At 70.4% G+C, this 20400-nt stretch carries 16 protein-coding genes; 10 read left to right on the plus strand and 6 right to left on the minus strand.

The window, feature by feature from the left end; all coding sequences use genetic code 11:
- The first annotated feature begins 74 nt into the window (after positions 1-74).
- From HS104_21850 to HS104_21860, 3 genes are read left to right on the plus strand one after another with little or no spacing between them, the layout of a single operon-like run.
- Positions 75-1469 carry a TolC family protein gene (locus HS104_21850; GenBank protein MBE7482611.1) on the plus strand — a complete coding sequence of 465 codons (1395 nt, stop codon included), beginning with the start codon at positions 75-77 and terminating at the stop codon, positions 1467-1469.
- On the plus strand, positions 1466-3247 hold the full coding sequence (locus HS104_21855; protein ID MBE7482612.1) for an efflux RND transporter periplasmic adaptor subunit: 1782 nt from the start codon (positions 1466-1468) through the stop codon (positions 3245-3247). The genes HS104_21850 and HS104_21855 overlap by 4 nt, the downstream gene beginning before the upstream one ends.
- Entirely contained in the window at positions 3247-6384 is a 3138-nt protein-coding gene (locus HS104_21860) for an efflux RND transporter permease subunit (GenBank protein MBE7482613.1), read from the plus strand. The genes HS104_21855 and HS104_21860 overlap by 1 nt, the downstream gene beginning before the upstream one ends.
- Before the next feature lie 56 nt (positions 6385-6440).
- On the opposite strand, the gene HS104_21865 is transcribed toward HS104_21860, so the two are convergent.
- On the minus strand, positions 6441-6809 hold the full coding sequence (locus tag HS104_21865) for a CBS domain-containing protein (protein MBE7482614.1): 369 nt from the start codon (positions 6807-6809) through the stop codon (positions 6441-6443).
- Between the two features lie 90 nt (positions 6810-6899).
- Here HS104_21865 and HS104_21870 point away from each other — a divergent pair, with 90 nt between their 5' ends.
- Positions 6900-7070 (plus strand): hypothetical protein, encoded by a 171-nt coding sequence (locus HS104_21870; GenBank protein ID MBE7482615.1) that lies wholly within the window; start codon positions 6900-6902, stop codon positions 7068-7070.
- Between the two features lie 59 nt (positions 7071-7129).
- Here HS104_21870 and HS104_21875 read toward each other — a convergent pair whose 3' ends face one another.
- Positions 7130-7705 carry an HPF/RaiA family ribosome-associated protein gene (locus HS104_21875; GenBank protein ID MBE7482616.1) on the minus strand — a complete coding sequence of 192 codons (576 nt, stop codon included), beginning with the start codon at positions 7703-7705 and terminating at the stop codon, positions 7130-7132.
- Positions 7706-7786: 81 nt separating this feature from the next.
- On the opposite strand from HS104_21875, the gene HS104_21880 reads away from it, so the two are divergent.
- Complete coding sequence (locus HS104_21880) at positions 7787-8890, plus strand: AI-2E family transporter (GenBank protein ID MBE7482617.1); 1104 nt, start codon at positions 7787-7789, stop codon at positions 8888-8890.
- 108 nt (positions 8891-8998) lie between these two features.
- Positions 8999-9517 (plus strand): hypothetical protein, encoded by a 519-nt coding sequence (locus HS104_21885; protein MBE7482618.1) that lies wholly within the window; start codon positions 8999-9001, stop codon positions 9515-9517.
- Between the two features lie 8 nt (positions 9518-9525).
- Here HS104_21885 and HS104_21890 read toward each other — a convergent pair whose 3' ends face one another.
- The gene (locus HS104_21890; GenBank protein MBE7482619.1) at positions 9526-10599 is read right to left on the minus strand and encodes a hypothetical protein; all 1074 of its coding nucleotides are present in this window, start codon (positions 10597-10599) and stop codon (positions 9526-9528) included.
- 33 nt (positions 10600-10632) lie between these two features.
- Between HS104_21890 and HS104_21895 the strand changes: the two genes are divergently transcribed.
- Entirely contained in the window at positions 10633-11268 is a 636-nt protein-coding gene (locus HS104_21895) for a hypothetical protein (GenBank protein ID MBE7482620.1), read from the plus strand.
- Here the strand turns inward: HS104_21895 and HS104_21900 are convergent, their stop codons facing one another.
- Positions 11269-12096, minus strand: coding sequence for a hypothetical protein (locus HS104_21900; GenBank protein ID MBE7482621.1), 828 nt, complete (start codon positions 12094-12096; stop codon positions 11269-11271).
- Between the two features lie 66 nt (positions 12097-12162).
- A complete protein-coding gene (locus HS104_21905) occupies positions 12163-13089 on the minus strand; it encodes a hypothetical protein (GenBank protein MBE7482622.1) in 927 nt (308 codons plus the stop codon).
- Positions 13090-13140: 51 nt separating this feature from the next.
- Here HS104_21905 and HS104_21910 point away from each other — a divergent pair, with 51 nt between their 5' ends.
- The 3 genes from HS104_21910 to HS104_21920 are packed head-to-tail and all read left to right on the plus strand — an operon-like array spanning position 13141 to position 19748.
- Positions 13141-16947, plus strand: coding sequence for a protein kinase (locus tag HS104_21910; protein ID MBE7482623.1), 3807 nt, complete (start codon positions 13141-13143; stop codon positions 16945-16947).
- Positions 16948-17006: 59 nt separating this feature from the next.
- Positions 17007-18914, plus strand: coding sequence for a CRTAC1 family protein (locus HS104_21915; protein ID MBE7482624.1), 1908 nt, complete (start codon positions 17007-17009; stop codon positions 18912-18914).
- A 39-nt stretch (positions 18915-18953) separates the two neighbouring features.
- Positions 18954-19748, plus strand: coding sequence for an AgmX/PglI C-terminal domain-containing protein (locus tag HS104_21920; protein ID MBE7482625.1), 795 nt, complete (start codon positions 18954-18956; stop codon positions 19746-19748).
- 24 nt (positions 19749-19772) lie between these two features.
- Here the strand turns inward: HS104_21920 and HS104_21925 are convergent, their stop codons facing one another.
- The gene (locus HS104_21925) at positions 19773-20360 is read right to left on the minus strand and encodes a Uma2 family endonuclease (protein ID MBE7482626.1); all 588 of its coding nucleotides are present in this window, start codon (positions 20358-20360) and stop codon (positions 19773-19775) included.
- Positions 20361-20400: the final 40 nt, after the last annotated feature.

Raw genomic sequence — 20400 nt, forward strand, 5'->3', positions numbered from 1 at the left:
CGTTTCGTGTTCGCGGAAGCGTGGCCGGGATCCGTCCGCGCTGCCGCGTGTTCTCGACGGCGCGGAGGCGACAGATGACGACGAAGAACGAGCCATGGATCATGTTGGCGCTGGCCGGCGCGGCGCTCGGCTGCGCGACGGCGCGACCGGCCGAGAGCCCGTCCGACCGGGCACCGAGTGACGGTGCAGCGCTCCAGCGCCCGGACGAGGGCGCCGAGACCGGAGTCGGCCCATCGAGCGAGACGCCCGCCGAGCTGGTGGTCAGAAGCACGAGTGGGCCGCGCCTGGAGCGGGCGGCGCTGATCCGCGCCGTCATCGCTCGGAACCCCGACGTGGCGACGCGTCGCCACGCCTGGCAGGCCGCGCGGCAGAGGAGCCGCGGCGCCGGCGTCTGGGAGGATCCGATGCTCGCCTACAGCTTCGCGCCGCTGTCCATCGGGGCGGAGCGCTTCGGGCAGACCGTCGAGCTGTCCCAGAAGCTGCCTTGGCCCGGCAAGCTGGGCAGCGAGACGGCGGCCGCCGAGCGCGACGCGGAGTGGATGAAGAAGGACATCCGCATCTCCGAGCTGGATCTCGCGCTGGCTGCCTCCCTGGCCTACGACGACTACTGGCTGTTCGAGCGCTCCCTCGACGTGAACGCCACTCACAAGGGCTTGCTAGGCGAGATCCAGCAGAGCTCCGAGGCTCAATACAGCGTGGGGATGGGCTCGCTCTCCGAGCCCTTGGCGGTCGAGGTCGAGATCACGCGGCTGGAAGAGCAGGCCTTGGCGCTCCGAAGTGAGCGCGACGTGGCGGTGTCGCGGCTGAACGTGCTCCTGCACCGCGCGCCAGAGACGAAGCTGCCTCCGCCGCCCGAGCAGCGCCAGGCAGACTTGACCGTGCCGGCGTCGAGCAACGAGCTCCAGCGCCGCGCGCTCGGTCAGAGCCCGGAGCTCGAGCGCGTGGGCGCGAAGGTCCGCGCCGCGGAGGCCGAGGTGAAGGCCGCCGAGCGCCAGGCCTACCCCGACGTCACCGTGATGGCGTCCTACAGCACGATGTGGGCCGATCCGGAGCATCGCCTGATGCTGGGCGTGGAGGCTCCCATCCCGCTGCAGCGCGCGGAGCGAACGAGCCGCGTCGAGAGCGCCCGCGCCAAGGTCGCCGAAGCCCGAAGCGAGACCTCGCACACGGCGGCGCTCGTGCGCGCCGACATCGACCAAGCCCGCCGCCAGGTGATCGAGAGCATCGAGCGAGTGAAGCTCTACGACGGTCGCCTGCTGCCCGCCGCGAAGAACCAGGTGGCCGCAGCGCGCACCGACTACGTCGCAGGCAAGACGGAGCTCGCGATGGCGATCGCGGCCGAGCGCAACCTGCGCGAGATCGAGCTCGGACGCCTGGCGGCCATCGCGGAGCTGTGGCGGCGCCGGGCGCGGCTGGACCGCGCGCTGGGACGACTGCCGTTCGACGCCGAGAAGGGCGGTGCGAAGTGAACGCCCAACCGAAGCTCTGGCGCTCGCTCCTGCCGAGCGTGCTCCTGGTCGCCGCCATCGGCCTGGGCGTCGGCTTCCGCGGGAAGCTCGCCGCCTGGTTCACGCTGAAGCCCACGCCTGGCGCCGCGTCCGCTACTTCCGCGAGCGCCTCACCCGCCAAGAAGGCGCGGAGCTACGCCGAGCCTCTGCCGAAGCAGGAGCTCCCGGAGCCTGCGCTGATCTCGCTGCGCACGGCCTTCGAGGTGTACGAGGAGCTGCGCGCCACTCTCGCGAAGGACAGCCTGGAAGGGGTCCCGCCCCGCGGCAAGCGCGCCTCCGACGCGCTGCGCGCGGCGGCCAGCGCCCTCGAAGCCTCGCCGGCGCCGACGAAGGCGCGCGCCCTCGCTGGCGCCGACGCCGCCGACCAGCTCGGCAGCGCCAAGGATCTGGAAGCAGCGCGCGACGCCTTCTCCAAGCTGAGCGAGGCGCTGGTGAGCTTCGCCGCGGCCGACTCACGCCTCGCCGAGGGCCGCCACGTCTTCGAGTGTCCGATGACCCGCGGCTTCAACAAGTGGGTGCAGGTGAAGCCGGGGCTCGAGAACCCGTACATGGGCCCCAGCATGCTCGTGTGCGGCTCGGAGAGCCGCTGGGAGTCGCCCAAGCAGAGCGCGGCGAGCGAGCCGGTGACGCCGGGCAAGGTCGCCTTCTACACCTGCCCGATGCACCCCTCCATCAAGCAGCACGATCCGGGAAAGTGCCCGATCTGCGGGATGGATCTGACGCCGGTGACCGAGGAGGAGGTCAAGACCGGCGTGGTGGTGGTGGACGGAGCCCGCCGCCAGCTGATCGGGGTGAAGACCGCGCTGGTCGAGAAGCGCACGCTGGAGCGCAAGGTCCGCGCCGTCGGCAAGATCTCCTACGACGAGTCGCGCCTGCACGACGTGACGCTCAAGTTCAAGGGCTGGATCGAGAAGCTCGCCGCCGCGAGCGTGGGCAAGCGCGTGCGCCGGGGCGAGACCTTGTTCAGCGTCTACTCGCCGGAGGTGTTCGCGGCACAGAACGAGCTGCTCCTGGCGCTCAACGCCCGGCGCGGACTGGGCGACGCAGGCCTGGGCGGACGCAGCGACACCCTGGTGCAAGCGGCGCGCCTGAAGCTCGAGCTCTGGGACGTACCGAAGGGACTGCTCGATCGCGTCGAGCAGAAGAACGCGCCGGTCAAGTACGTCAGCATCGCCTCGCCGGCGTCCGGCTTCATCGTCGAGAAGAACGTGGTCGAGGGCTCGGCCGTGGAGCCCGGGATGCGCCTCTTCCGCATCGCCAACCTGGACAAGGTTTGGATCGAGGCGGAGCTCTACGAGGCAGAGATCCCCCTGGTGGCGGTGGGGCAGAGCGCCGACATCTCGCTCTCCTACCTGCCGGAGAAGCGCTTCACCGGCAAGGTCAGCTTCGTCTACCCGTACCTGGACGCCGCGACGCGCACCGGCCGCGTGCGCATCGAGCTCGACAACAAACAGATCGAGCTCAAGCCCGACATGTACGCCAACGTCGAGCTGCCGTTGTCGCGCGGTGAAAAGCTGGTGGTGCCGGAGTCCGCGGTCATCTACTCGGGTCCTCGGCGCGTGGTCTTCGTGGACATCGGTGACGACCGGCTGAAGCCCCGCGAGATCAAGATCGGGCTCAAGAGCGGCGACTACTACGAGGTGCTCGAGGGCCTGAGCGAAGGCGACCGCGTGGTCACCTCCAGCAACTTCCTGATCGCAGCCGACAGCCGCCTGAAGAGCGCGGCGGGGCAGTGGTGATGGAGAAGCTGGGCGTCCTCGAGCGCGTCATCGCGTTCTCGGCCAAGAACAAGGTCGCGACCATGGTCGCGGTGCTCGCGCTGGCGCTCTGGGGCTGGTTCGGGCTCCGGCGCGCGCCGCTCGACGCCATCCCGGATCTGTCGGACGCGCAGGTGATCATCCTGAGCGAGTGGCCCGGGCGTAGCCCGGATCTGATCGAGGACCAGATCACCTACCCGCTGTCGAGCGCGCTCTTGGCCGCGCCCAAGGTCAAGGCAGTGCGGGGCCAGTCGTTCTTCGGCGCCTCGTTCGTCTACGTCATCTTCGAGGACGGCACCGACATCTACTGGGCGCGTTCGCGCGTGCTCGAGTACATGAACAGCGCGCGCGGCAAGCTACCGGACGAGGTCGAGCCGGTCATCGGTCCGGACGCGAGCGGCGTCGGCTGGGTGTTCCAGTACGCGCTCGTCGACAAGACCGGGAACCGTGACCTGCAGGAGCTGCGCAGCTTGCAGGACTTCCACGTGCGCTACGCGCTCGCCAGCGTGCCCGGCGTGGCCGAGGTCGCCTCGATCGGCGGTCACGTCAAGCAGTACCAGGTGAACCTCGACCCGGCCAGGCTCCGCGGGCAGTCCATCCCCGTCTCGGACGTGATCGCGCGCGTCCGCGCCTCGAACCAGGACGTGGGCGGGCGCGTGGTCGAGATCGCGGGCCACGAGCAGATGGTGCGCGGCCGCGGCTACGTGAAGAAGAAGGAGGACCTGGAGAGCGTGGTGCTCAAGGTCCGAGGCGACGGCACGCCGGTCACGATCAAGGACGTGGGCGAGGTGAGCCTGGGTCCCGACATGCGGCGCGGCGTGGCGGAGCTCGACGGCGAGGGCGAGGCGGTCGGCGGCATCGTGGTGATGCGCTTCGGCGAGAACGCGCTGGAGGTGATCGAGCGGGTGAAGAAGCGCTTCGAGGAGATCGAGACGTCGTTGCCCGCCGGCGTCGAGGTCGTGGTCACCTACGACCGCTCGCAGCTGATCACCGAGGCGGTGGACACGCTGAAGAACGCGCTGATCGAAGAGATGCTGGTGGTTAGCCTGGTGCTCTTCGTGTTCCTGCTCCACGTGCGCAGCGCGCTGATCCCCGTCTTGACGCTGCCCATCGCGGTGCTCCTGGCGTTCATCCCCATGTACTACCAGGGGCTGACCATCAACATCATGTCCCTGGCCGGGATCATCGTGGCCATCGGAGCGATGGTGGACGCCTCGATGATCATCATCGAGAACATCCACAAGCGCCTGGAAGACTGGGACGGGCAGGGCGATCGCAGCGCGGTCATCGTGCGCGCCATGCAGGAGGTCGGCCCCAGCATCTTCTACTCGCTCCTGGTCATCACCATCGCCTTCTTGCCGGTGTTCACCCTGGAGGAGACCGAAGGGCGACTGTTCAAGCCGCTGGCGTACACCAAGACCTGGTCGATGGCGTTCGCGTCGGTGCTGGCGGTCACCGCCACGCCCGCACTGGCGGTCTGGCTGATCCGCGGGCGCATCTTGAAGGAGCACGAGCACCCGCTGAGCCGCTGGCTGACCGCGCTGTACGCGCCGGTGGTGCGCGCGGTGGTGCGCTACCCGAAGACGGTCATCCTGGCGGCGGTCGCCGCGATGGCGCTCACCGTGCCGGCCTTCTTGCGACTGGGCAACGAGTTCATGCCGCCGCTGAACGAGGGCGCCATCCTCTACATGCCCACCGCTCCTCCCGGCATCAGCGAAGGCGAGGCGGTGCGCGTGCTCCAGACCATGGATCGCCAGCTCCGCACCTTCCCCGAAGTGGAGCGCGTGTTCGGAAAGATGGGCCGGGCCGAGACGGCGACCGATCCCGCGCCGCTCTCCATGGCGGAGATCGTGGTGCTGCTCAAGCCGAAGAGCGAGTGGCGCGCGGGCGTGACCTGGGACTCGCTGGTCAAGGAGATGGACCAGAAGCTCCAGGTGCCAGGCATGCCCAACGCCTGGTGGATGCCGATTCAGACCCGCACCGAGATGCTCGCCACCGGCATCCGCAGTCAGCTCGGCATCAAGGTGTACGGCGACAGCGTGGAGGAGATCGAGAAGACCGCCATCGCCATCGAGAAGGCGGTCGCCAGCGTTCCCGGCACCCGCAGCGCGTTCGCCGAGCGGACCACCGGCGGCTTCTACGCCGACTTCAGCGTGGACCGCACGGCGGCAGCCCGCCACGGCCTGTTGGTCTCCGACGTGAACGAGGTGATCCAGACCGCCGTGGGTGGCATGAACGTCTCGGAGACCGTCGAGGGCCGCGAGCGCTACCCCATCGCGGTGCGCTACGCCCGCGAGTACCGCGACACCCCGGAGACCCTGGAGCAGGTGCTGGTGACCTCGTCGAACGGAGCGCAGGTTCCGATCTCTCAGGTCGCCAAGCTGGAGTTTCGCACCGGTCCCGACATGCTGCGGAGCGAGGGTGGCAAGCTGGTGAGCTTCGTGTTCGTGGACGTGACGGGCCGGCCCATCGCCGACTACGTCGCCGACGCGAGGCGCGCCGTGGACGCCCAGGTGAAGGTGCCGTCCGGTCAGCGCCTGGAGTGGGCAGGGCAGTTTCAGTACCTGGAGCGCGCGAAGGATCGCCTGAGCTTGGTGGTGCCCATCACGCTGGGCCTGGTGTTCGTCCTGCTCTGGCTCAGCACGCGCTCGGTGACGGAGACGGCCATCGTGATGCTGGCGGTGCCGTTCTCGCTGATCGGCGCGGTGTGGCTCCTGTACCTGCTCGACTACAACATGAGCATCGCGGTCTGGGTGGGGCTCATCGCCCTGGCGGGCCTGGACGCCGAGACCGGCGTGGTGATGTTGCTCTACCTGACCATCGCGCACCGCGATCGCAAAGCGGCGGGGAAGCTCCAGACCCGAGCAGACCTGACCGAGGCCATCGTCGAAGGCGCAGCGCAGCGCATCCGGCCCAAGCTGATGACCGTCTTGACCGACATGATCGGCCTCTTGCCCGTGCTCTGGGCCGTCGGCACCGGCGCCGACGTGGCCAAGCGCATCGCCGCGCCGCTGGTGGGCGGGCTCGTCACCTCGTTCCTGCTCGAGCTCACGGTGTACCCGGCGATCTTCGCCCTCTGGAAGGGCCGAGCGCTGCGTCGAGCCGAGCCGGCGAGCTGACGCGGAGCGGCAATCGCTGCGTGCCGACCCCGCCTGCGCGCAACCAGTTCGGCGGCTCAGCCCCAGAGCGCTTCGCGCACGCAGCGCAGCACGTCCACGTAGCTCACGATGCCGACCAACCGGCTGCTCTCCGGATCCACGACGATCACTGCTCCGATGTGCTGCTCGATCATGCGGTCGGCGACGTCCTTGAGGTCCGTGTCCGGCGTGACCGTCACCGGATGATCGCTCATCACGCGGGTCACCGAGATGTCGGGGACGGCGTCGCGCAGATCGCGCTCGCTGATCATGCCGATCACCACGCCTTCCTTCAGGACCGGCAGATGGTGAACGCGTTTGTCGCTGAGCTTCCGCGCCGCCTCACCGGTGGTCGCCCGGAAATCCAGCCAGATTGGATCCTCTGTCATCACGGTTTGGACGCGCATGGCGGATCGCGCGCGTGCATGGATCGTACCGACCCGTCTCCAGCTGCGCGGCACGCTTGATGCTTCAGGTGCTCCCGAAGGAGGTGTTCCATGGCCGCCCAAGGCTTTCATCCCGAGACCAACGACCTAGTCGATCAGGAAATCCGCCACTCGATCCGCGTGATCAAGCAGCAACGCTACGGCAAGATGGTGGGGTTCATCGCCTTGGGCGTAATGGCCCTCGTCGTGTTGTTCGTCGGTGCCTACCTCGGCTTGAGGTAGCCGCAGCGTTCCGCGACACCTGAGCTGTTCTGCACAGGTGTCGCGGACGTCTGCTCTGCTCAACCGTTGCGGGCAGGCCTGTCCACGAGGTGGTGCTTCCCGACGGGAATCACCGCGCTGGCCTGGGGCCCCTTCGGGCTCTCGGCGTCCGCCAGCACCACGCGGACCTCGTCTCCCGGCGCCAGAGCCGAAAAGCCGCCGCCCGGCACGCTGTTCTGGTGGAAGTACACGTCGGCGCCGTCCGGCAGCTGTACGAAGCCGTAGCCGTCGTCGCGGAACAGCCGCGCGATCGTGCCGTGTCCCGGCAGCTCGTGACGTTTGACCTCGCCGCGCCGGCGGCGCGCGTGGTCTTCCAGCTGCCGCGTGGCCGCGTCGAAGGTGTCCCGGATGGCGACGTAGACGTCCTCGTGAGCCTGCTTGTGGACGACGATCTCCTTGTCGGGCAGGTGCATGTCGAGGCGTACGCTGTACTGCTTTCCTTTGTAGTGGTGGTTGTGGGGAGCCTCCACGGTGACGTGGCAGCTCATGATGCGGTCGTGAAGGCGTCCGATGTCCGTGGCCTTGGCGCGAATGCGCTCCTCGATGGCGTCGGACCGGTCCAATCCGCGAAACGTGATCTGAAGGGGTTCTCGCATTTCGAGCTCCATGGATCACGCCGTGCCGGAGCAAATCCCGGGCCAGGCGGCGAGTTGTAGTAGGGTTCGAGAGCGGATCCCGTGCTGTCCGAACGACCCAGGTCCCTGCCGCCACCGAGCTCGTCTCCGTCCCAGCGACGCGCGCTCGGCGTGCTCGCGCTGCTCTCGGTGGCAGCGCTGATCTACCTGGCGATGCCGGTGGCGTCCGGGCTGTTCTTCGGGACGTTGCTCGCGTTTTCGCTCTTGCGTGTCCACGAGAAGCTGAGCGCGAAGCTAGGCCAACCTGGAGTCTCGGCGAGCATGCTGGCCGTCGGCTCCGGGATCCTGATCCTGGGTACGGTCGGCTCGCTCTTGTACCTGATGATCGCTCGCGGGCTCGCCGCGGCCAACACGCTCGCCCACGGCTTCGACCCACAGGGCTCGCTGCGCAAGGTGTTCGCGCGGCTCGACGAGGTGGGTCGTTCGTCGCGCTTCGGCCCGTCGAACCTGTCCGAACGGGTGATGGCCGCGGCGGCGGAGACGGCCTCGAAGCTCTCGGATCTGGCCGCCGCGATCGCCGGCGCGACCTTCGGGGCCGTGCTGACGCTGTTCTTCACCATTTTGACGACGTTTTTCATGCTGCGGCACTGGACCACCATCGAGCTCGCCGCCGAGCGCATGCTGCCGCTCCACCCGCTGCACACTCGCGTGGTGCTCACGGAGTTCCAGAAGGTCGGCAAGGAGGTCTTCGTCGGGACCGTGCTCACCGGCATCATCCAGGGCGTGCTGGGCGGCGTCAGCTACGCGCTGGTGGGCGTCCCCGAAGCCGCGCTGCTCGGCGCGCTCACCGCCATCAGCTCGTTGATCCCGCTGATCGGCACGGCGCTGGTCTGGGTCCCGGTCGGTGTCGCGTTGCTCGTCGCCGATCAGGTCGGCGCGGGTCTGTTCGTGTTGGTCTGGGGCACGGTGCTGGTCGGGCTCGGCGGCGAGTACCTGGTGCGCCCGCGTCTGGTCGGGGGCCGTGGCCACATCCCGACGCTCTTCACGTTCATCTCGCTGGTGGGCGGCGTGCAGGTCTTCGGGCTGCCCGGGCTCGTCGTTGGACCCGTGCTCGCCAGCGTCGCTCTGGCGGTGCTCAAGACCTACGACCGCGCGGCGAGCGCCGACGGCGGCACCCCGAGCATCCGGCCAGAAGCCGGTCCGTGACGCGCAGCACCGGCGCTGGTCGCCAGCTCCGGCGCAGGGCTTTCGCAGCTGGGACCCTGAGCGCGCGGGCTTTCCCTTGGCACGCCGCATGCCGTTCGAATCGGTGTGATGACCCGGCTCTCGCGGCTCGCTCTGGCTCTGGTGCTCGGCGCCACGGCGGTGTGCTGCGCCAGCGATCCCCTCGGGGCACCCGTCAAGGGCACGGAGGCCGGCGACCTCTGCGCGCTCGCGTGCGAGAGCCGCAGCGAGGCGGGCTGCCTGACCGACGTGGCGGCGTGCGCCGACACCTGTTCCCTGGCCCGGGTCGCGGGCTACTGTGCCGAAGAGCTCGACGCGCGGCTCGTCTGCCAGGCGAGCGCCCCGGACCTGCGTTGCGGGCGAGTGCCCACCGGCGGCCCGTGCGACGACGAAGGGGTCGCGCTCGAGCGCTGCCTCTCCCTGCACTCCGTCGGTAATCAGCCGCCCGACTGCTACGGCAAGGAGTGCAGCTGGCAGTGCGGACCGATCGGCAAGCAGCTCTGCACCCCCGATCAGAGCAGCCTGTGCGAGTGTCCGAGCGGCGCCAGCGGGACGCGCACCTGCTCGAGCGACGGCTGCTTCTGGTCGCCCTGCGACTGCCAGCTCTGAATGGAGCCCTACTCGAACACGGTCCCCGAGTAGCGCGTCGCGAGATCGCCCACGGTGTCGTCCAGGAACTGCACGTAGTCCGCCTGGGCCTTCGCGAGCGGCAGGCCGCCGAGCTCTTCGGCGAAGGTCGCGTCGAAGTCGTCCCCCGCGCTGACGCGCTTCATCAGCACGAGCAGTCGCGGCAGCGCGTCCGGGAAGCCGTAGCCGCCGCCGGGACGCGCGACCTTGACCCGCAAGAACTCGACGAAGAAGCCGCTCAGCGCCTGGTCGTGCCCGGTCTCCGCCAGGTCCTGGGTCTCGTCTTCGAGCCCGTAGCGGTCGAAGGTGAGCGTCGCGTCCGAGCCGTCGGCGACATCGAGCCAAGCCTCGACGAAGCTGGTCGGCTGATCGTGCAGCTGCTTGCCCCAGTAGGAGCCGTTCATGATGGCCGTGCCCTCGATCAGCCACCACGGGATCCAGGCGTCCCAGGGCGCGCTGCGCCCGCCGACGATGTGCGAGAGCTCGTGGGCCAAGGTGTCGTCGAGCTCGACCACGTTCGAGAAGGCGTCGTCTGGCAGGATGATGGCGTCGCTGGTCGTCTTGGACTGAGCGAAGGCGACGCCATAGGCGCCGGGCGCGCCAGTGGCCGTGCCGAAGGTGGCCGGATCGACCACGACGACGCGCACGCGCTGGGCCATCTCTGCCGTGCTCTCCGCCAAGGCGAAGCTCCCGAGGTCGAAGAGCAGCGCGCCGCAAGCGCTCTTGCCGAAGGTCAGGACCTCCGAATCCGCCAGCGAGGACGAGTCGGGAGTCCAGACCTCGAGCCGCCGCGAAGTCGCTCGGAGCGCCAGGGTCGGCGCGGCGTCGGTGACGTCCTTGGGCAACGGTCGCTCGTCGGCCACGGGCTCGGCGTGGCCACACTCGAAGCCGAGGCCGGCGAAGCCGCCGACCGCGCTGCCGCCCGCCCCGCTCGCGCCCGCCGCACCGCCGGCGCCGGCGGCTCCGGCGCTGCCGCCCGATGCCGGCGTCCCGCCGCTCTCCGACGAGCAGCCGAGAGCACCGGCGAGGAGCAATCCGCCGAGGAGTCGGAACGCCGCGCGCATCTGCGACTCTCACGATATCATCGCGCTCGCCGCATGAAGATCGACTTCCCGCGTTTCGCACAGCTCACCTTCGCGCTGGCCGCAGCGTCCTGCGAGCGACCGCCACCCGCCGTGCCACCCCACGTCGCGGAGCCCCCGCCGGAGCCGGAAGCGGGGCAGGTGGCCGAGAGCGGGCCGGGCGAGGGCAACCCGGCCGGCAACGAGCCCCTGCCTGTCGAGGAGGCCGCGGACCTCTCCAGGTGCGCGAGCCTGAGCCCGAGCTGCGAGGGGCTGATCCAGGAGTGCCAGACGCTGGCCGGGCAGGGCGATCCTGGCAGTGAGGGGTACTACGGGGGCTACCGGCCGCGCATCGCGGAGGAGATCGCGACCTGCTGGGCGGCGAACCTGGCGCCGCCCCGGTGCCGCGCGCCGGCCATGGGCAAGTGCATCCGCGAGGCCGTGCTGCGCGGGCCGGTGGACGCCGCGACCGTGCCGCTGTGTGACGAGGTGATCGCAGACTGCGCGCAGGCGGGGATCAAGGCGCGCTACTCCCGTGAGGACTGCCAGAAGGTCTTGTCGTCCGTCTCCGGTCAGGCGCGCGCCGACGCCGCGCGCATCATCGGCCCGTCGGGCGAAGGCTGCAGCCTGGAGTACGCGCTGCCGTATTACCCGTTCGGCACGACCTGGTGATCACTTCACGACGCCGCGGACGCCGATGAACAGCCAGTTGTGCATGGCGGTCTCGTCGATGTCGCCCGAGTCGCTGATGCTGCCGAACTTGAAGCTGGCTTGCGAGAACTGCCCGAACGTGAAGCCCACGAAGGGCCCGATGGTCGAGCCGCCGGAGTCGCCCCCGAAGTCGATGCCGCCCTGGAGCAAGAGCTCCGGTCCGCGCAGGGTGGCCGAAGCGTCGTTGATGTCGATGCTGAACCACTCGTAGCCGAGGCCGGCGCCGAGCCATGGATCGGTGCCGCGGCCCGGCGCGAGCGACAGCTGCGCCTGCACGCCGAGCCGGATGTCGCTCAGAGTGCAGCTGGCGCGGTCTTCGTCGCACGCATCAGCGAGGTCGCCGCCGGGCAACACGAAGCCATACGAGAAGTACAAGCCCGCCATGAACGCGGGCGAGAACTGCCATCCCAGGTCGAGCCAGATCGGGATCTGGCCCGCGACCGAGTCGGACATCTTGCCGCCGCCGTAGCTGGTCGTGGTCGTGGTGCCACCGGTGGTGGTGGAACTGGTGGAAGCTCCGGTGGCTTTGCCGAGAGGGAAGCCCCACGCCAGGCGGAGGCCGAAGTGGAGCCCGGACTCGCCGCTGCCGCCGCCTTCGCTGCTCCAGTCTCCGTCGCCGGAGTCGTCGCTCGACTCGTCGTCCTGGTCGTCCCCTCCCGCCTCTTCCTCCGGGGGCGCCGAGTCCTCTTCGATCACGTCGCCGGCCTGCGCCCAGAGCGCCGGCGCGACGAGCGCGAGGCTCGACGCAAGTCCGAGAGACGACCCCAAGCGCACGAGTGCTCGCGCCATCGGGCGGATCGTCCCACGCGGCTCTGCCGGCTGTCCACAATCCGGAATCCGGCGAAACCGACCCCCTCATTGGCAGCTCAGCTGGTCGGGGTGACAGACCGGGCCGAGCCCGTCCTGCTTGTCGCAACACCAATAGTAGGCCCCCGTGCACGCGTTGTACTGGCTGCCCGGGGTGCACTCGCAGTTCTGCGCCGTCGGCCGGCAGCGTCCCCCCTGCCCGTCGCCCTTGTCGCAGCAGACGCTCCAGGAACCGCCGCAGGGGTTCAGGCTGGCGATGAGCTCCGGGTCGCACTTGCACCCGTCCGCGTTGTTGCTGCACACCGGGCCCATGCCGTCGCCCCTGTCGCAGCACAGCGGGTAGCTGAGCCCGCAAGGGCTGGGCAGCGCGTTGGGCGTGCAAGCGCAGCCCTTGGCATCACCGACGCAGACCGATCCTTTGCCGTCCTGCTTGTCGCAGCAGATGGGTGTGACGCCGGCGCACGGGCTCTGCTTGGCGCCGAGCACACACTTGCAGTCGGCCGAGTCGCTCTGGCACGAGGGACCCTGGCCCGGCGTCTTCTCGCAGCACACGGCGTAGGCGCCGGCGCAAGGGTTCTTCAGCGTGCCTGACTGGGCAAGGGGCTCGCAGGCGCAGTCCTTGGCGTTCGCGACGCAGGTGAAGCCCATGCCGTCGTTCCTGTCGCAGCAGACCGGCGTCCCGCCGGAGCAGGCTGGGACACAACTCGTGGGGGCCGGCGCATCGCTCGCGTCGCCGTCCGCCGCGTCGCCCCCGCTGTCTTGATCGGTGACGACATCCTCCGCGTCACCGTCCGCCGCGTCCACGCCCCCCGTGCCGTCCGATGAGGCGTCGGTGCTGCCGCCGGTGCCGGATGTTCCACCAACCGTGACGTCCGAGCCCGCGTCGGCGCCACCCGCGCCGGACTCGTCGAGCGAGCACGCAGCGAACGAGCAGAGGCCCACCAGCGCGATGCGGGCAGCGTCGAGCTCGAGCACCGGGCCATGCTAGAGCCACGGCCCCAAGCGGTCTAGACTCGCCGTCTCAGCGTGACGAGCGCCCCGCGCAAGACCAACCTCACGCATCCGACGAGCCAGTTCGTCGGGCGCGAAGACGACCTGGCGGACCTGCACGAGCAGCTCAGGCGCGCGCGGCTCGTCAGCGTGCTCGGCCCACCCGGCGCCGGCAAGACCCGGCTCGCAACGGAGTACGCGCTGCGCTACGGCGGCGCGTTCCTGGCCGAAGGCGCCGGTGGCGCCTGGTTCGTGGATCTCGGCGAGGCGCGGGAGGTGGACGACGTCTACCGAGCGGTAGCGCAGGCCCTGGACATCACGCTCGGCGACGAGCACACCGAGCGGACCGCCGGAGAGCGGATCGGCGCCGCGCTCGCCGCGCGCGGCCCGACGCTGCTGGTCCTCGACAACTTCGAGCAGCTGGTGCCGCGGGCGGTGCCGTCCGTCGAGCTCTTTCTGAGGCGCGCCCCGGAGCTGTGCGTGCTCGTCACTTCGCGCATTCGACTGAACGTGGCCGGTGAGCTGGTACGCGAGCTCGACGGGCTCGACCTACCGAGCGGGGAGCGGGGCTTCGACTGCGACGCGGTTCGCCTGTTCCTGGAGCGCGCGCGCTCCGTGCGGAGCGGCTTCGTCCCCACCGAGGACGAGCGCGTCATCGTCGCGGAGCTGGTCACCCGCCTCGACGGACTGCCCCTCGCCATCGAGCTGGCCGGCGCGCGCATGAGCGTGCTCGGGCCGAGACAGCTGCTGGACAGGCTGGGCAAGAGCCTGGACCTGTTGCGTGGGGGCAAGGGGCGCGCGCACACGCTGCGAGCGACGCTGGACTGGTCGTGGGAGCTCCTCGGCGTGCACGAGCGTGACGCGCTGATGCAAGCCGCGATCTTCCACGGCGGGTTCTCGCTGGAGGCCGCCGAGGCGGTGATCGATCTGTCCGAGCACCCGGACGCGCCCGACGTGCTCGACGCGCTGGAGTCACTGCGCAACAGCTCGCTCCTCCGCACCTACGCGGTGCCGGAGCTGCCCGGTGAGATCCGCTTCGGCCTGCTCGACATCGTTCGCGCCTACGGACGGGAGCAGCTCGACCAGGCGGGCGGGACCGACGGTGCCCGCGCGCGCCACGCCCGCTACTTCGTGGAGGCGGCCAGCCGCTGGGCCAGCCGCGTGGAGCGCGCCGAGGGTCCGGAGAGCCTGCGCCGCCTGGCGCTCGAGCTGCCCAACCTGGTGGCCGTGCACCGGCGCGCGCTCTCCGCGGAGGCACCCTCGAGCGCGGCGCTCTCGGACGCCATCGCGGTGACGCTGGCGCTGGAGCACGTGTTCTACATGCGCGGCCCCACGGCGCCTTGCCTGTCGATGGTGGACCAGGTCTTCGAGGAGGTCCTGGACGGCGTCGAGCCGCGCCTGATCGCCCTGGCGTTGAAGGCCCGCGGCAGAGCGCTGCGCGATCTGGGCCACGCCGAGGAGAGCCTGGAGGCCCTGGAGCGCGCGCTCGCCATCGCTCGAGCCATCGGCGACCGCTCCACCGAGGCTCGCGTGCTCGGGCACGTCGCCTACACGCACGCCCAGCTGGGCGACGACGAGAAGGCGCTGGCCGTCTTCGAGGAGTCGCTGGCCGCCGCCCGTGAGGCGGGGGACCGGCGCAGCGAGGGCATGGTGCTCGCGAGCGTGGGGATGCTGCTCGTGCGCCGGGGCCAGCTCGACGACGCAGCCCGCACCTTCGACGCGGCGCTCGCGGTGGACGGGGAGGTGGGCAATCGCTACGCCGCCGCGGCTGCCCTGGCTGCCCGCGGTGAGCTCCACCGGGCGCGCGGGCGGGTGGAGGCCGCGCGCGCGGATCTCGAAGCGGCGCTGGAGGGCTATCGCGAGTTCGGGGAGCGCCGCCACGAGGGCCTCGCGCTCACGGAGCTCGGCGTCCTGTACCAAGAGCAGAAGCGCTTCGCGGAGGCGCGCGCCTGCCTCGAACGAGCGCAGCAGCAGCACAGGGAGCTCGGCAGTCGCCTGTTCCAGGTGACGGCGCTGGCTACCCTGGGCGATCTGGAGCGCGAAGAGGGGCAGCTCGCCGAAGCGAGGAGCCGCTACGAGCGCGCGCTGCGCATCGCGCGCGAGCTCGGGGATCGCGTGGCGCAGGCGCGCATCTTGGCCAGCCTCGGCGGCACCAACGCCGCGCTCCGGAAGCAGGATGCCGCGCGGGAGTCCCTGGCGGACGCCGATCGCCTGGCCGAGGCCCTGGGCGATCCGAGCACGCTCCGGGTCGTGGACCTGGAGCGCGCCCACCTCGATCTGGCAGAGGCGTCGTCCGCGGCGGCGCGCGGAGAGCGCAGCGCCGCCCAGAGCCTGGAGAGGGCCGCGCGCGAGCGGCTGGCGCGCGCGCAGGGCGCGGGACCCCTGCCCGCCCGTCCCGCCCCGGAGCGGCTGGCCTACCGCCTGCTCGAGCACGTGCTCACGGACGGACCTCCGCCTCCCAGCCGCGAGCTGACTCCGTCGGGCGCGCTCCCGCAGGGCGAGCTGGGGCGCTACGAGCTGTTGCGCGAGATCGCGTCGGGCGGCATGGCCACGGTGTACGTCGGACGCCAGCGCGGCGCCGGCGGCTTCGATCGCCTGGTCGCCATCAAGCGCATGCACGAGCACCTGGCGTCATTGCCGGACTTGGCCGCGCAGTTCATGGATGAGGCTCGCATCGCCTCTCTGGTGCGCCACCCGAACGTGGTCGGCGTCCAAGACGTGTACGAGCTTCGCGGCGAGCACCTACTGGTCATGGACTACGTGGACGGGACCAGCCTCTCCCAGCTGATGGCGCGCGCTTCCGTCGGAAATGCGGAGATCCCTCGTGGGGTCGCGGTGTACGTGGTGGCCCAGGCGCTGCGCGGCCTGCACGCCGCCCACGAGCAGCTCGACGTGGACGGAGACCCGCTCGACATCGTCCATCGCGACGCGACGCCGCACAACATCTTGCTCGGAGCGGACGGCTCGGTACACATCACCGACTTCGGTGTCGCCAAGCTGCGGCACCAGAGCAGCCACACCGACGACGGCACGGCGAAGGGCAAGTTCCGCTACATGGCGCCGGAGCAGGCGCGTGCCGGGGACATCGATCGGCGCGTGGACGTGTTCGCGCTGGGCGTCGTGGCCTGGGAGCTGCTCACCGGCCAGCGCCTGTTCGAGGGCGAGAGCGACGTCGAGGTGCTCGCCCGCATCAGCGTCGGCCCGTTTCCCGCGCCGGCCAGCGTCGACGCCAGCATTCCTCTCGAGCTCGACGCCATCGTCGCGCGCGCCTTGGCCACCGAGCGCGAGGCTCGCTTCCCCACCGCCCTCGCGTTCGCAGAAGCGCTGGAGAGCTGGGCGCGAGACGCGGGCGAAGCGGCGCGCGAGCCCGAGCTGGCCCGGCTGGTCGAGGCGCTGTGCGGCGAGGAGCTCGCGAGGCGTCGTCGTTCCGTGAGCGACGCGCTGGCCAACGCGCGCAGCTTCGTCCGGAGCCTGCCACCGCCGCCGAGCGCGGCCGTGGCGCGACCGGGCGCGATCAGCGTCGGCGAGAGCGGGCGCTGGTTCGGCATCCCGGGCTCGGACCGCGTGAGCTTGCAGCGCCGGCGCGCGCTGCGCCTGATCTTGAAGGCGCTGCTCGAGCAACGCCTCTCGGCCCCCGGCAGCGCCCTGGGCCAGGCGGAGCTGCTCGAGGCGGGCTGGCCCGGCGAGCGGGTGAAGCACGAGGCCGGCACGCTGCGGGTCTACAACGCGCTCTCGACGCTGCGGAAGCTCGGCCTCCGGGCGGTGCTCCTGAGCCGAGACGACGGCTATCTCCTGGACCCGAAAGTGGAATTCGCGAAGGTCAGCGACCTGGAAGGGTCCTAGCGCGATTTCTTCATTTTCTTTCACGGGCGAGGCGCCCGCGGGCCGCGTACCTGTCGATCGTGCAAAGGCTCGCATCCCTCGCGTTCGCGTTCCTGCTGCTCGGTTGCTCCGGCGGCGCCGACGACACCGGCAAGCAGAAGGACCCGCCGACTCAACCCCAGACCTGCGATCTGAACGCCGTCACGGGCGTCGCGCGCTTCAGCGATCGCAGCGCCGAGTGGGGCCTCACGGCGGAAGAGGCACAGGCCTGGACGCTCACCAGCGTGGATCTGAACGGCGACGGCTACCTCGACCTGCTCGGTCACGTGCCGGTGGGCCCCAAGCGCGGCAGCGAGAGCGGCGAGAAGTACTACACGCTCTTGATCAACGAGGCCAAGCCGGGCGGTGGCCGTCACTTCGTGGACCGCACCGTGGAGAGCGGCTACGGCACGCCCCGCGACGGCGCGGCGGGCGAGCTCCGGGTGGCGGGCGGCGCCGTGTTCGGAGACGTGGACAACGACGGCGACGTGGACGTCCTGAGCCTGACGGGCAACGGCACGGCGTCGGATCCGCCGACGCCCGCCGAGCTCGATCGCACCGAGCTCCTGCTGAACGACGGCAAGGGGAAGCTGAGCCTGGCGAAGGACGCCGGCGTGCGCACCGAAGAGGCCAAGCCGGTGTGGAGCGCCACGCTGACCGACTTCGATCTGGACGGCTCGCTCGACGCCTTCTTCGCCAACTGGCTCACCGCCGCGGGCTACACCAGCGAGCAGCAGCTCTTGAAGGGCGACGGCAAGGGCGCCTTCTCGGACATCAGCGGCGAGGCAGGGCTCACCGATGCGAGCGCGATGCGCGGCGCCTGCGGCGTGACGGCCTGCGACGTCGATGACGACGGCATGCCGGAGATCCTGGTCAGCGCCTACGGGCGCATGCCGAACATGCTGCTCAAGAGCACGGGCGGAAACTCGTACACCGACCTCGGGGTGAGCGCGGGCTTCGCCTACGACCAGAACGTCGATTACCACGACGATCAGTCCTTCTTGTGCTTCTGCGCTCAGAATTCCTCGGTGCCGGAGTGCGCCGGCGCGGAGCCGCCCAAGGTGCAGTGCGCCGGCGTCCCGAAGTGGTCTCCCGGCTACAGCGATCAGCCGGAGCGCCTGGGCGGCAACACCTTCAGCACGGTGTGCTCGGACATCAGCGGCGACGGTAAGCTCGACCTCTACAACGCCGAGATCCAGCACTGGTGGGCGGGGCAGGCGGCGGATCCCTCCGCGCTGCTCGTCAACAACGGCGATCTCACGTTCGCGCGACCGAGCCGCGACCAGACCGGCATGCACTGGGAGCACGTCGGCGTCTCCTGGGACGAGGGTGGCATCGACGCGGCGGCCGGGGATCTGAACAACGACGGCCGCGAAGAGGTCGTGATCGGCCGCAGCGACTACTACGACCAATACGCGATGATCTTCCGCCAGCTCGACGACGGCCGCTTCGAGGAGTCTGCCAAGAGCGCGGGCATCGACCACCCCTGCGCCGCTTCACCCATCCTGGCCGACTTCGATCGCGACGGCGACCTGGACGTGGTCCTGGCCTCGAGCCGCATGCGCGAGTGGTGCGCGAAGGCCTGGGACCGAAACGAAATCCGCTTCTACGAGAACGACGCCAACCAATACGGCGGCTGGCTCGCGGTGCGACTGGTCGGCGACGGCGTCACCGCCAACCGCTCGGCCATCGGCGCGCGCGTGGTGATCGAGGCCAGCGGCAAGAAGCTCACCAAGGTGGTGCAGGGCGCCTACGGCCACGGCGGCAGCCAGCAGGACGGCGTGCTGTTCTTCGGCCTGGGCGGCTGCACCGGCGTGGACAGCATCGAGGTGCGCTGGCCGGACCAGGCGCGCAGCGTGGAGCGCTGGGAGAAGGTCGGCGCCGGCCGGGTGGTGGAGCTGGTGATGGGGGATCCGAAGGTCCACGAGCCACTGCCCAGCCCGAGCTGAGGCGCGGAACCGGGGGGCGCGGGCGCTGTCAGACCGCCAATGTCACGCTTCGGGGCCATGCGCCTGGGTGTCGTCGCTGCCCTCCTGATCGCCGGCTGCGCCTCGAGCCCCGTTTTTCCGCCAGCCCCCATCGCCTCCGCGCCCCCGGTCCCGGTCCAGCGACCGGCCGCGGCACCCGCCGCTCAGCTCCCGGCACCCGAGCCGAGCGCCCTCCGGGCGGCGATGGCGGCGGCGCTCGAGCCTCGCGTCCCGGACGCGACCGAGGTGCCCGTGGAACCGGCGCTGATCGAGCCCGTCGAGGCGCTGGTCCGCGACGGCGATCACTCCGCCGCCGAGTCCTACGAGAAGCGAGGCCGCCTCCCACCCGAGTCGATCCAGCGCGTGGTCCAGAAGAACGGCGGCAAGTTCCGCGACTGCTACCAGCGCGCGCTGCTCCGCAGCGCGTCCACCAGCGGACGCGTGGTCGTGCGCTTCGTGATCGGGCCCGACGGCAGCGTCGCTCGCGCGGAGGAGCAGAGCGCGTCGCTGCCAGACCGCGCGCTCCGCGAGTGCGTGCTCCGTGCCTTCTTCGAGCTCGACTTCCCGAACCCGAACGAGCAGCGCATCGTCGTGGAGTATCCGCTCCTCTTCGCGCGGGACGGCAAGACGCCGCTCGGGGCGATCCCGAGCGCGCGCCAGGTCGCCGAGCCCCCACCGCCCGGCTTCGCCGACGCGATGCGCGCGGGCCGGCGAGCGGGGCCGCCGCCGCCCATCGTCCCGCCCTTCGTGCCGCGCACCCGCGGGGTGAACCGCTCGAGCTGCGCCGCCGGCGATCCGATGTGCTCGGAGCTGTGAGCGCGGCGGCGGCTCGCCGCTTCTTCAAGGAGTGCTCACCCACCAGCAACCGGTGTCGACGACCGATGCGAACGGTGGAATCGCGCGCCGAACGTCGCCGACGACCGTGTCTACGGTCTCGACGGCGCCGCCTTGGGTGCGCAGTACCTCCACGAGGTGCGCCTCGGGGTCGACCAGCCAGATCCACTCGACCCCGGCTGCTGCGTAGAGCGGGACTTTTAGCTCGCGGTCGCTCTTCTTGGTCGATTCGGAGAGCAGCTCGCAACAGAAGTCCGGGCACTGCACGAGCGGGTTCACGAGCACGAATGGCGGCGGCAGGCGCTGGTCTGCGCCGACTCGCCACGCGGAGACGTCGGGGACTGCGAGCCGGTTCTGGAGGAATCGGATCTCCGCTTCCTGCTCGAACCACCAGCCGCTGCCGCCATCCCAGGCGTCGTCGCCGCCCAGAGATCGCAGGATCGCTCGAGCGCCGTAGCGGTGCGCACCGCCGGGCCGCCCCATGGTGCGGATCACGCCCGGCTCCAGGATCTCGCCGGTCAGCCCTGGAGGGAGGGCCTGGATGGCTTGATACAGCTCGTCGAAGCTGGCGATCCTCTGCGCGGGCGAGGCCACGCTGGAACACTACCACGCCCGCTGGCGGGCGCAGGCGGAA

It is taken from the genome of Polyangiaceae bacterium (genome assembly GCA_015075635.1).
Lineage (GTDB): Bacteria > Myxococcota_A > Polyangia > Polyangiales > Polyangiaceae > JADJKB01.

Coding starts and splice junctions, on each gene's coding strand:
- HS104_21850 (MBE7482611.1), top strand. CDS start 75: ATGACGACGAAGAACGAGCCATGGATCATGTTGGCGCTGGCCGGCGCG.
- HS104_21860 (MBE7482613.1), top strand. CDS start 3,247: ATGGAGAAGCTGGGCGTCCTCGAGCGCGTCATCGCGTTCTCGGCCAAG.
- HS104_21865 (MBE7482614.1), bottom strand. CDS start 6,809: ATGCGCGTCCAAACCGTGATGACAGAGGATCCAATCTGGCTGGATTTC.
- HS104_21870 (MBE7482615.1), top strand. CDS start 6,900: ATGGCCGCCCAAGGCTTTCATCCCGAGACCAACGACCTAGTCGATCAG.
- HS104_21875 (MBE7482616.1), bottom strand. CDS start 7,705: ATGCGAGAACCCCTTCAGATCACGTTTCGCGGATTGGACCGGTCCGAC.
- HS104_21885 (MBE7482618.1), top strand. CDS start 8,999: ATGACCCGGCTCTCGCGGCTCGCTCTGGCTCTGGTGCTCGGCGCCACG.
- HS104_21890 (MBE7482619.1), bottom strand. CDS start 10,599: ATGCGCGCGGCGTTCCGACTCCTCGGCGGATTGCTCCTCGCCGGTGCT.
- HS104_21895 (MBE7482620.1), top strand. CDS start 10,633: ATGAAGATCGACTTCCCGCGTTTCGCACAGCTCACCTTCGCGCTGGCC.
- HS104_21900 (MBE7482621.1), bottom strand. CDS start 12,096: ATGGCGCGAGCACTCGTGCGCTTGGGGTCGTCTCTCGGACTTGCGTCG.
- HS104_21920 (MBE7482625.1), top strand. CDS start 18,954: ATGTCACGCTTCGGGGCCATGCGCCTGGGTGTCGTCGCTGCCCTCCTG.